Origin of the sequence: Zavarzinella formosa DSM 19928 (genome assembly GCF_000255705.1) — a bacterium.
Classification (GTDB): domain Bacteria; phylum Planctomycetota; class Planctomycetia; order Gemmatales; family Gemmataceae; genus Zavarzinella; species Zavarzinella formosa.
On the sequence record NZ_JH636446.1, the window covers coordinates 244,121 to 256,531 of the forward strand.

Genomic DNA, 12,411 nt, shown 5'->3' on the forward strand with positions numbered 1-12,411 from the left:
TGGATGATCTCGGCGTCCGGCCTTGCCTCCGCCAGCAAATCCGGCGAAAGCAAGGCGTCGTATAGAATCACGTCGGCGGCCCGCAGAATGCGCAGTCCTCGCACGGTGATCAGATCCGCTGCACCGGGGCCAGCCCCGACGAGATAGACCTGACCTCGCACAAGAACTGCCATTCCGAGGCCCTCAAAAGTCTCCGTTGCGGGAGAGGATTGCAACTGAAGATGAGAAACAGCAAATTGCAGATCACGTGCCAGACCACGTGACACGATTTGAATTGGCTTGAAAACATGTGGTAAACCACGTGTTTTTGTAGTGAAAATTTCTTGCGAAACGCCCGCGATTTCGAGACGCCCGCAGACGGAAATTGATCGTCGGTTAGGCACGGATGCCTTCGGCGTGCAAAAAAAGCGTGCACCAAAGGCGGCCGTGCCTGCTTCCGGTGCATTGTGTTCAGGCCGTTTGATTCGAGTTGTCAAGAGTCCCAGTTTCCCCAGTGTGCGGGTGTTTTTGATGATGAAAAGAATCCGCGACTTGGGGGCTTTCCTTGGCCGGCCGGAGAGTCTCAGTCTGGGGTTGGTGGGGATTGTCTTTGGTGTTGATCTGTGTCTGCCGTTGGGGGTGGCCAGCGCGGTGCCCTACACGTTTGCCGTGCTGCTCGCTCTCAAAGCCCGTTCTCAGCGGTTTGCGATGTGGGTCGCCGGAATGTGTGTCATTCTGACGTTTGCTAAAATGGGCTTGGTGTCAGAACGCGGGTCAACCGAACTTTGGAAGGTGATCGTCAATCGATGCCTGGCGTTGTTTGCCGTTTCGATGACGTTGTTCTTGGGCATCTTGCGCCGCCGGGCAGATGTCAGTCGGCAACAGGCCGAGGAACTCCTTCGCGAGCATCAGGCCACGCTGTCCCAATTGAGCAGGCTCACCTTAATGGGCCAACTGGCGGCCAACATCGCCCATGAACTGAACCAACCGCTGACGGCTGTTTGTCTTCAAGCCGAATTGGCCGGGCACCTCTCTCGTCACACTCCCGTGTCAGCAACCGATTTGCAAAAAACGCTTCAGGAGATCATTGCCCAATCCAAGCGGGCGGCCGAACTCATCCGCAGCCTCCGGCGACTGGCCCGGCGACAGGATGCCCCGTCGGAGTTGTTCCCGGTTCACCAAATCATTGAAACCGTTCTTGCGTTGCTTCATTGGCGAGTCCAGCGGACAAACGCGAGAATTCGTTGCATCGGGGAATCGGATCAACCCATCCGGATTCTGGGAGATCGCATTCAGGTTGAACAAGTGCTGTACAATCTAATTCAAAACGCCTTGGAGGCCGTGGCCGCGAACCCGGCGGGTGATCGTTTAATTGAAATCAACACGGCCACAAAAGATAACGATTTGTTAATCAAGGTGGCCGACAACGGGCCGGGGCTTTCCGAACCCGGCAAAGTGTTCCAGCCGTTTTTCACCACCAAGCCGGACGGATTGGGGCTGGGGCTGGCCATTTGTAAAACCATCATGGACGCCCACGGGGGACGGATTGACGTCCGGCAATCCGTGTTGGGAGGAGCCGAGTTTCAGGTGCAAATCCCCCTTCCCCAAGAGGAAAGCCATGAGCCAGCAAGCGACGATCTTCGTGGTGGATGACGACGAGGCGATCCGCAATGCCCTGCTGAGCGTTGGCACGTTGCTGGGTCATCCCGTGCGGACATTCCCTTCGGCCGAGGCATTCTTGGAGGCAAACCAACAAGACCAACCCGGCTGTCTGGTTCTTGACATTAAAATGCCGGGGATGACCGGCTTGGAATTGCAGCGGAAGTTGCTGGACGCCAATTGCGCCCTCCCCGTCATCATGATTAGCGGCCATGCCGATGTGCGAATCGCCGTCGAGACGATGACACTGGGCGCGGTGACCTTGTTGGAAAAACCCTTCGGGCTGGACGAACTGCTCTCAAACGTGCGCAAGGCCATTGCCAAGGATCAGGAGAATCGAAGCCAGTCCGAGGAAAGCAACTTGGCAAAAATCCGAGTGTCGGCCCTGACTTCCAAGGAACGCGAAGTGCTGACACTCATCTCGCAAGGTCTCACCAACCGGGAAATGGCCGATCAACTCGGCCTGAGCATCCGGGCCGTGGAAGACCGCCGGTCAAGGCTCATGAAGAAAGTGCAGGCCCGTTCTATCAATGATCTAGTCCGCATCTTGCTGGCGACCGAAAACCCGCAAGACTCGTGATTCCAAGGTCAATGCCCAATCAGACCTGCTGATGAATTTCTTGAGGAATTCCGGCCATCAAAACATCGGGAGACTTACGGCGCCGACCGGAGGTAGATCTTGGGGCCTGTTTCCCCGCCATCGTAAACCAACGGGAACGGCATTAGCGATGGCGTGATGATATAAGGAATCCCGCCCGCCTCGGTTATTTGACGCGACGACATCTCCCCGTCGTCACCCCGCTTCAACGGATAACAAGTGCGGTTGGCGTAAAACATGATGGTCACATGTTCGCCTGCCTTCGTCTCCTGACATAACAAAACGGCATTTGAGGGAAGCTGCGTTCTTGCATATTCGCCAGCCGCCACACTATAAGGGTCGTTGATATTTCTGGCGGTGACCTTCCACGCGGCTCTTGCGTATTCAACCACGAACCACCCCAACGCGCATCCGCAAATAACCATAACCGAGGCGCATAGCCAACTCCTCGATCCGGCGGCCGCTCGCTTGGGAATGATGAAAGTCAGTGAAGCGGCCATTGCGGCGACGGTCAGCGCGACGACGACATGCCCGATCACCCAAAGGTTCTCCCACATGATCGCCCATGCCGAACTTGGATAGCCGTGGCCGGGTTCCCGGATCTCGGCAGGGAAGACCAGCCCGACAACCAGAACTGAGGCCAGCGCGACGAGTGGGACGGGGCGGCCGCGAAGCGCCTCCGCGATGAGGGCGCCCAAGAGCATGAACAACGCCGGCACGGCGGTCATGGTCATGGACGGGGTCTTGGTCGTCGCAAACAGATGAGGAAGAATGACACCCAAACCCCAAGCGTAGACCAGCCACAATCCCGTGTGCCGTTCAGAAAAAGCTTTGCCGGCCAGAATGATGGCCGACACGAGAATCGGGGCATAGAAGCCCCCATACATGGCGGGCAAATAATCAAAGACCAGCCGGTCCCACGGCGCGCCCCATGCCTCGACATTGGCGTATAAATGCCTCCAAACTTCGCCGTGTTCGTGCCAAAACTCCTTGGGAAACGCCGCCGCACAATAGATCATCCAAGGGGCGGCGGTGGCAATCGCAATACCCAAAAAGGCCACTAAACGGGATAACCCGAACGACGGGCGTTGTTCCCGGCGATGCGGCGGCATCAACCGGCACAACGGCAAAAGCAACGCCGCCAGCGCGACACCGAAAACGATGCCCGAGGGATAACTTTTGCTGAGAAACGCCAAACCTTGGGCCATCCCGGCGAAACATACGTCCCGCCACAAACCTGTCCGAAGCGACCGGACAAGGAAGTACATGCCGGTTTCGACCCAAAACAACAGTGAAATATCGATGGTGTCGGCGAATTGATAGCCGTGGATGATGGTCATCAAAAACGGATTCAGCGCCTGCAAGGCGGCCGCGATGAACCCGGCCGCACGGCCAAGAAGTTCCCGGCCGATGAGGTAAGTGAGCCCGGCCGCCGCCGTGCCGAGGAGGGCGGCCGGGAACCGCAGGGAGAAACCATCGATCCCGAATATTTTGAATGACACGGCGACTTGCCAGAACGGAAGAACGGGCTTGTGCAGCCAGATATGGTTCTCGCCCCAATGCCGATGGTCATAGGGAAGATAAGCGGCGTCGATGAACGTCGGGCGGAAGGGATGCTCCGCAACATTCCGGGCCACCACCGCATGATAAGATTCGTCCCATCGGGTGAGCGCCGTGTGATCCAAGTGGTGCAATTTCAGGAAAAAACTGCCGACAAGGGTCAGCGCAAGCAGAAGGCCGGGCAGCCATCGGAACCGGGGATTGGAGGCGACGGACGAATGATCCGGTCCCTCTTCGGTCAAGACGATGGCCTCGGCCACCTCTTGGGAGTCGTCGGGAACACACGGACACATGCGATGGACTTCTCCGGCAAACAATCAAACCGCCCGTTCCTGTTTTTGCCGGGCACATCCTACTGCCGATAGACCGTCAGATCGGGACGTGCTTCGCTTAGTTTGGCCGCCGCTTCTTCGCTGACATTTTGTTTCGACACCCAGACATAGTGAAGACCTCGCATGTTCTGCAAGTGAGCCAGCCCCTCGTCGGTCACGCCCGTGGAGCCCATGCCGAGGGTGCGCAGTTTTTGAAGATCCTTGAGCAGCTTTAATTTGTCATTGTTAAGCGTGCTTCCGTAGGCGTCAAAGCCTTCCAGTTCGGTCAGCTTGTTGATTTCTTCCAGCATCGAATCGGACAGATGACGCCAGGGGAGTTTCAGCTTAATCACCCGCCCTTTGGAGTTCATTTGATAAATGGGATCGTAGGCATCCAGCGCCAGCAAAACCTTCTCATCCGATGTCAGGGCGGGGGCGTTGCCGGTGGCAGGTTCCGTCGGCGGCGGCGATTTTTGCCGACATCCAACCATCATAACCGCGCACATGATTCCCGCAAAAACGACGGCCTTTTTCATGGGTTTCCCTCCGTCTTGGCGGTTGGCGACGGCAATGTGATAATCTCGCCACATCCGGGGCACTTTAACTTCCCGCCCGCGTTTTGGACCTTGACCTTCAACCGTCTGGCGCATTTCGGACAGGTAAAAACAATGGCCGGTGCCATGTCATTGATTGGGGCGGGAGCTTCGTTCGGGGGGGAATCCGTCGTGACCGGCGCGGCGTTCACGCTTGCCGCTTCGCTTGCGGCCTGGCGGGAACGAAGAATGTAAACGACAACCAGGAAGATCACGCTCGCCGCGAACAACCCCGACACCAGGGTGATCAGCTTCCATTGCATCGAACTCGGGGAATCGTCGGTCTGGATGATGTCCGCCGTTGTGAAAGCCGCCGTTTTGGGAAACCCCTCGGCGCGAATCGCCAAGTCCGTGATATTGACATCAAGCGCCGTCCCCTGCCAAGCCGTCGAGGCGAGGATGCGAACGTTTTTCAAGTCTTTGGTTCCAAACTCGCCCCGTTCCAGAATGGTGAACTCGCCGTCGCCGTCACTGGCGAAAAAGGAGAGTTCGGCGCCGTTGCGCACCAGCCGCAAACGGCCCGTCCTCGATATGGCGGGAGGTGATAGGTCGGGTGGTTGGGTGATCACCGACTCTTGGTCTTTGAAGTCTTCGTTGCCCCATTGATCCTTGGGCAGCGGCTCGCTTCTCCATTTGGTCAAGACCGAGACAAACCGGCCGTTTGATTTGCCCCGCGGCAGTTCTCTGGCCAGCGTGGCCCGGTTTTGGTTGCTTCGCTGCCAGACCCCGGTCTTGGGCGCGAAAGCCGGAACCACCATCAACATCAAATGGGTTGGATTATGGGGGGCGCGGCCCTTGGGTTCTTCGATGATTTCAAAACCGATGGTGATTTCAAAGTCGCCATGAACCCCAAAATCAGTGATGACGCCGGTTCCGGAACGCTGGCGAGGATAAGTGGCCGGCAGATTGATGCGAAGCCCCGCCGATTCAAACGAAACACATTCATCCGCATCCGGGCCGAACTTCGCCAGCCCGGCGACCGGCTTGCCGTCGCCTTTGAGGGCCGGATGGTATTCCTCCGGGTACTTTTCCCGAAGAACCGGCGCGCCGGCCGGTTGGGCGGCGGCTGATCGTGGCAAGCCAGCCAAAATGGCGATGACGCCGAAGAGTGGCAACAATCGCACCGGTGTCTCCTTGGGAATCCGGGTTAGATCCAGGCATCGGGTTGTAGGCTAAACATTACTTCGTGGAATTTCAAGCAAGAACGCCGATGATGTGACAATCGCGACTTCGGACCTTGGGGATCGCACTGCGGACAACCGGGGGAACCCGGCGGCCGTCAAGGATGTCATCAAGACTTGGCAAAAGTCCGGGGCTGAGGTCGGTACGTCGTCGGCAGGGCCGGAAGTGCAGGGTGCCTCGCCTGCGGCCGACCGTGGGCAGGTCGGCGACACAGGGAGAACGTAAGGAAGCGGCCGACGGGGAAACAACTGCCTGTCGGCCGAATTGCCGGTCAATTTACAGCTTGTCCAAGTCGATGTCGGTTGACACTTCAAGCGTCGTCTTGCCGGTGATGGTGTCTTTCACCTTGTTGTTGTCCGGATCGGTGTTGGCGAGATACCAATCCGAACCAGGGCGGCCGGGGATCACCAGCGTCGTGAGACCATAGCGCCGGTCACCAATCGGGACGAGGACGGCGGGGAGGTCACCGTACAACCGATCAATCGACGTGTCGTCAAAGACAGTCTGATTGCCACGGCCTCCGGTCTGGTCGCTTCCGGAAAGGAAGACTGAACCGTTCAAGCCTCCCGCGAGGCCCGACAGGTGGGCGATGCGATTGGCGTAAGACGACGGGCCGCTCCATTCGGCGAGGATCGAATTGAGCGAATCCTGATCATTGTCGAAGATCGTCGAACCCGCGATAAGCAGGTCGTCCTGGCTTCCGCCGATCAGGAGGTCGGCGCCGATGCCACCGATCAGCACATCCTGGCCATCGTCGCCGTAGAGCGAATCGTTGCCATCGCCGCCGACGAGCAGGTCGTTTCCGGTTCCCCCGTGGACGACATCATTGCCACCGCCGGACCGGATCACGTCATTTCCAGTGTCCCCGCTAATTGCGTCCCGGCCGGAGCCGGTGACGACGGAATCATTCCCGGTTCCGGCGTAGACGGTGTTGCCTCCGTTGCCGGCGGTCAGGCGGTCGTTGCCATCGCCCAGGTAAATGACGTTCTTGCCATCGCCGGCGATCACGACATCGTTGCCTTGCTCCGTCAGGATTCGGTTGGCGCCGTTCCCCACGGTGACGATATCATCGCCCAAGCCGGTGCGGATTTGGTTGTTTCCGAGCAGGTCGATGATGGTGTCGTTGCCGCCGCCGCTCCAGATGTAGTCGTTTCCGGCTCCGCCATTGATAGTCGTCGGCATGGTCAGCAGAGCGTTCACCCGCAGATCATCGTTCGCGGCGCCGCCGAGGATCAGGATGCTGGTCACGTCGGACAACTTGAATGTGTACCGGGTGATCGGCCCGGCGGTCTTCACGATGTTGAATCTTGCATCGACGATCAAACTGGAACCGGCGGCCGTCTTGCGAAGATAGGCGCTGATGATGTCCCGGTTGTTGGTGCCGATGATCTGGAGTTGGCCGTTGTGCAGGCCGACGCCGCCGACGGTGGCCGTCGTGTGCGTCACCGATGTTCCGCCGTCTTTGTCTGTCAGCGTCACGGTCACATCATACACGCCGCCCGTCGTGTAGAGATGGCTGCCGCTCAGTGTTCCCCGGCCGCCGGTTTCGGTCACTACCCCTGCGGTGGTGATGCCGTCGCCCCAGTTAATCGAGACGGTGTGCGTGTCCAGAAGGCCGGGGTCCGTGAATGACGCGCTGAGCGTCACAGGCTGTCCCTTGCCGGCAAACACGCCGCCGACATCGGGCGAATTGTTCGTCAGCCCGGACACGACGGGGTCCGCGTTGAGAACATTGAAGCTGGTGGTCTGGGAGTCTTGGTTGCCGCTGGCTGTCTCCGTGATATCGACTTCAAATGTCAGGTTGGCGCCGTTGTCCGCATAAACGTGGCTGCCGTTCACGGTGAATGTGCCGTCAACATTTTGAGTGATGCCTCCGTCCGAACCGGACACAGTGGTTGACTTGCCGTCTCCCCAGAGAATTTTGGCGTTGAAATCCGTGGCCGCATGACCCGGCTCGAAGAACGTCGCCACCGGCCCCGAGAAGACCTCCCCTTCCTTGATGTTGTCCGGCGGCGTGAGGCCGATGAGTCCCGGCCGGGAGGCATACGTCCGGCTGGCTTGCGAGGACAACCCGCCGTTGTCGGTGACCGTCACGGTGACGGTGTGTTCCAAGTTGTCTGAATAGACGTGGCCCATGCGGTACAGCCCCGCTTGGGTCGCGGTCGGTTCGACGAAGGAAACCACGGGATTGAGGTTTTCGTCAACCACTTGCGTATCGCCGTCGAAGTCCGAGGTTGTCCCGTCGCCCCAGTCGATGCTCACGGCATGGGTGTCACCGAGGCCCGGATCGCCGAAATGGCCGGTCAACACAAAGGTCCGGCCGGGGACAAATCCCCCGGCGGGCAGAGCTGCCACGGTCGGGACCAGGTTGTTGATCGTGGCTTGGAGATTGACCGTTCCCTCCGTGCCGGCCTCATCCTTCAGCCGCACCACGACCGGGAAATCGCCGAAGGTTTGGTAAGCATGACTGCCGGTGATGGTTCCGGTCGTCGGGGTCGTGGCATTGCCGGGGGTCACCGTGACGACGCCGTCGCTAGTGGTCCCGTCGCCCCATTCGATGGTCGCCGTGAACGACTTGGTCACGCCGCCGAAATCGAAGCCCGTGTCGCTAAACGTCGCCTGAAGACTGACCGGATCGCCTTGGTTCCCCGTGATGAGACTGTTGCCGACCGTAATCACCGGAACGGCGTTGTTCACCGTGAAACTGTCGCTGCCCGTCGCGGAACCGTCGTTCACGGACACCGTGACGGTGTGCGGACCATCGGAGGAATATTGGTGCGTGCCGTGAATGATACCCGTGGCCGGGTTCCCGGCCGATCCGGCCGTGAGGGTGATCGAACCGGGTTCGCTGACACCATCGCCCCAATTGATGGTGGCCGAATACGTTTCCCCGACCACGCCGTTTGTGAAGGCCGGATCGCTGAATGTGGCGCTGACAACAACGGGCTGGCCGAGGCCGCCGTCGATGTCCACACCGGCGTCCACCACTGGGGCGACATTGTTCACTGTCACCTTGAACGTGCTGCTCGCGGGCGTCTGGCCGGTCTTGGCCACCGAAACAGTGACGGTATACGTTCCGTCGCCGCCGTATCGGTGGCTGTCGAAAATCCGGCCAAGGTCGAGCGGGCCACCCGGCGAACTAATGGCGGGGCTGGCGTTGACGGGCGTGCCGTCACCCCAATCGACGGTCGCGGTGTAAGTCGAAGGGGCGCTCGGGTCGAGGAAGCTGGCGCCGGTCAGTTGAACCAGTCCCCCCTCGTCCACGGTCTGATCCGGTCCCGCCGTCACCGACGAAAGGGTCGGGTCGAGGACGGTGACCTTGAACGTCCGGCTGGTCGTCGCCCCGGCCGAATCTCGCAGGGTAACGGTTACTGTGTATGGGTCAGTCTGATAGGCGAAGACGTGGCTGGCCGTCACTGAGCCGGTGGTCGGGGCGGTGGCGGCGCTGGTCGTGGTGATCTGGCCCGAGGCAGAAGTTCCGTCGCCCCAGTTGACATTGGCGGTCACGAGGTCGTTGCCCGGATCGGAGAACGTGACATTCGACAGCGAGAACGGCGTGTTCGCAAAAACGTTTGTGTCGCCGTCAATGGTGACAAACTGCGGGGCTTGGTCGGCGACAGACACCGTGATGACATAGTCGGTGAACGTCCCCGAGGGTGTCGCAATCCGGCCCCGGACAACCAGCGGCCCGGCTTGTTCCAGCGCATCCGCCGGGAGGGCGAAGGTCGGGCTGGCGCTGTCGGTGACTTGGAACGTGCCGGTGTTGCCGACATCGTAGCTGTACAGGAAGCCAGCCGCTATCTGGGCCGCCGAGGGGTGGCTCTGATTGGCGAACGAGACGCTTCCGGAAGTTCCCTCGGTGGCCGAACCGGTAAAGGTCGCGGTCGGGGCGACATCGTTGACCGTCAACGACACCGGTGTGGAGACCAAGAAGCCGCCGGGGACTTCCGATCCGTAAAGGGCCTTCACGCTCACCGCGTTGAACGCCCCGGCGCCGGTGATTCCGGCCGCCTGAAGTTGCGCCCACGTCAGGGTCAGGGTGGCCGTCGAAGTGCCGTCGCCATTGCTGACAAAACTGGCGCTGCCGTCGTTGTATGTTCCCTGTCCAAGTAGGTCGAACAGGGCCGAGGCGGGAGCGCCGTTGGCGGTGACTTTCAATGTCAAATCGGAACCGGCGTCGATCACATAAGGCCCGTCAAGGCTCAGTGAATCGGGGTCGACACCGACCGACACGGGTTGCGGAGTGGTCGAGTAATCATTCCCCCCTTGGGTGACGCGAACCTGCACTTGTTCGTCACCCGTCGTCAGATAAGTGTGGCTGGCGCTGGTGGCGTCGCCCGGAAGAACCGTGTTCGTGCCATCACCCCAAGTGACGGTGAAACTGGTCGGAATCTCGCCGCCGACAAAATCGGCCCCGAAAGAGATGGTGTAAGGCTCGCCCACATTGGCGGCGGCCGGGGCGTTGAGCGTCAACGTCGGTGCTGCTTTGTCGATGCGGAGCGTGGTGTGGGCATACGTCACGCCGACCGTCGTTGTCACCTTCATGCCGATGGAATAGGTTCCGGCATTGCCCAGACTCAACGCCCGCAACTGCGACCACGAAAGAACGGGATTGGAACTGGCCGTGAGTCCGCTCGTCGCGGAAGAATCGATCGCATCGTTGTAGGCTCCGTCTCCGTCGAGGTCCCAGTCAATCGACAGGATTTGCGTGTTGGTCGCGGCGGTGGCCATTCCATGCAAAGTCAGCGACTGACCTTGGCTGATGACATAGGCGCCGCCAATGTCGAAGGTCGGGGCGGCGAAGCCCGGCAGGTTCTCCAAGTTCTGGAAGTTGATTGTCGCCGCCGGGGTTCCCTGAATGGTGACGTTCCCGTTCGGCAACGTCGGGGCGGCGGGCGAAATCGGATTATTGGCTGAGTTGTACACCAATGTGTCGTTGTCCGCGCCCGCGTCGATGTTGATTGTTTGCGTCGCGGACAGGTCTGCCCCGGTCACTTGAGCGGTGTCGTTCCCGGCGCCTAGTTGAACGGTGAACGTGTCCCCGGTGTTCTGGCTCGCGTCTCCGTCCAGAAGGACGGTGTCTGCCCCGGCGCCAGTGTCAATCGAGAACACATGGTTCGGCTGGGCGGCATACACGGAAACTTGGTCGTTGCCGGTGCTGGTGAGAACACTAATCGTCTGGGCCATCGGCGAAGCACCGGCGGCGGGCGTGTCAATCAGGTTGACTTGGTTGTTCCCGGAGTTCGCCTGGAGGTTGATTGTCACCTGGCTCACGTTCGGCGAGCCAAGCTCGTTGAACACATTGGAGGCGGCGCCGGTCGCCGAGATGCCCAAGGCGTTCATGGACGAGAACTTCACCGTGTAGTTTCGGATTCCGGAGTCTGCCGGTGCGGGCATATCCGGCAATTCGATGTAATGCGCCTGACCGTTGGCCAGCGACGCCCCGGAGACGTTCTGCGTCTCGCCGGCAATGGAGGCGTTGACGAATTGCCCACCGGTCGGGTCCGTGTGCGGAACCAACGTGACATAGAAGCCATGCGCCGGGATCGCCCCGAGTTTCTCGGACTCGTATGGCGTCCGCGCGGGCCCGACATCGATGCTGCCGTCGTGCGGCGGCACCGGCTGATTCTGCTGATAGAAGATCTTCGCCGAATCCGATTCGCTTTGGAAATTCACCAAAAAATCGTGATAGCTTGGGTCGCCGATTCCACCGTGGAACAGTCCGTCGTACTGCAAGTCTCGCTGGAATGTCGGGTCAGCCGTGCCCGTTGTGATGCCCAACTTGGGCGAAGGCAACGCAATGTCGGTCAGGTTGGCGAAGACGACCAGATCGTAGCCCGCATATTGGTCAAACCCGGCCGGCATCGGCTGACGGGTGACGGAGGCGATTGCGTTTTCCGGGGCCGAGGTGATCGTTTGGGTCAGGGTCGGATCAGCCGCCAACGCCGCCAGAAGCGTCGGATCACCGACCAACCCGTAAGCCGCCGCCCCGCCGGTCAGTCCGGCGATCACCGGGGTGTTGGGAGTTCCGGCAATGTATGGGTTCTGGCTGACTGTCCCGGTGGCCGCCTGATAAGTGTTCCCGACACCAGTCAGCGAAGGGTTCACCGTGTTCGTGTTGCTGCCATACTGGAACCGGCCGCCGTTGCCGGCGCTACCGTCGCCATTCAAGCCGCCAGAGACGTCAATTTTCGTGCCACTGTCTGCGTAAACGGCCGTGCCGAACAGTTGCACCGACCCGCCGCCGCCGCCGCCGCCGAAACCACCGTTGCCACCATCACCTCCGTTGCCGCCTGTGCCGCCATCGCCGCCATGACCTCCCGCCCCCGAATGCGAGTCCGGGTATCCGTAACTGTCCAACGACTGGCCGCTCGCACCGGCCGTACCGGGTTGGCCCGCCGTCCCCATAGCGCCGGCTTGACCAGCTTGACCGGCTTGACCATCCGCCCCCTTGGCACTAAACGCGGTCGCATGGAGATTGATCCGGCCGGCCGCCCGAATGGCAAGCCCGCCGCCGCCAGCCCCACCG

Annotated in this window: 7 protein-coding genes; 2 read left to right on the plus strand and 5 right to left on the minus strand. The window is 60.3% G+C overall.

Annotated elements, in window-relative coordinates; all coding sequences use genetic code 11:
• Positions 1-476 (minus strand): SAM-dependent methyltransferase (locus BGIM_RS67460; protein WP_238537784.1); only part of this gene is annotated, 476 nt, incomplete at its 3' end.
• Positions 477-510: 34 nt separating this feature from the next.
• On the opposite strand from BGIM_RS67460, the gene BGIM_RS0135500 reads away from it, so the two are divergent.
• Positions 511-1,632: a sensor histidine kinase gene (locus tag BGIM_RS0135500; protein ID WP_157369662.1), complete on the plus strand. Its 1,122-nt coding sequence runs from the start codon at positions 511-513 to the stop codon at positions 1,630-1,632.
• Complete coding sequence (locus BGIM_RS0135505) at positions 1,598-2,218, plus strand: response regulator transcription factor (RefSeq protein WP_020474413.1); 621 nt, start codon at positions 1,598-1,600, stop codon at positions 2,216-2,218. Before BGIM_RS0135500 ends, BGIM_RS0135505 begins: the two co-directional genes overlap by 35 nt.
• 74 nt (positions 2,219-2,292) lie before the next feature.
• On the opposite strand, the gene BGIM_RS0135510 is transcribed toward BGIM_RS0135505, so the two are convergent.
• The 4 genes from BGIM_RS0135510 to BGIM_RS66125 form a co-directional block, all read right to left on the minus strand.
• Positions 2,293-4,089, minus strand: coding sequence for an ArnT family glycosyltransferase (locus BGIM_RS0135510; RefSeq protein WP_020474414.1), 1,797 nt, complete (start codon positions 4,087-4,089; stop codon positions 2,293-2,295).
• 59 nt (positions 4,090-4,148) lie between these two features.
• Positions 4,149-4,643, minus strand: coding sequence for a hypothetical protein (locus BGIM_RS0135515; RefSeq protein ID WP_020474415.1), 495 nt, complete (start codon positions 4,641-4,643; stop codon positions 4,149-4,151).
• Complete coding sequence (locus BGIM_RS0135520) at positions 4,640-5,824, minus strand: hypothetical protein (protein WP_020474416.1); 1,185 nt, start codon at positions 5,822-5,824, stop codon at positions 4,640-4,642. The genes BGIM_RS0135515 and BGIM_RS0135520 overlap by 4 nt, the downstream gene beginning before the upstream one ends.
• A 334-nt stretch (positions 5,825-6,158) precedes the next feature.
• On the minus strand, positions 6,159-12,242 hold the full coding sequence (locus BGIM_RS66125; RefSeq protein ID WP_193789042.1) for a PKD domain-containing protein: 6,084 nt from the start codon (positions 12,240-12,242) through the stop codon (positions 6,159-6,161).
• Positions 12,243-12,411: the final 169 nt, after the last annotated feature.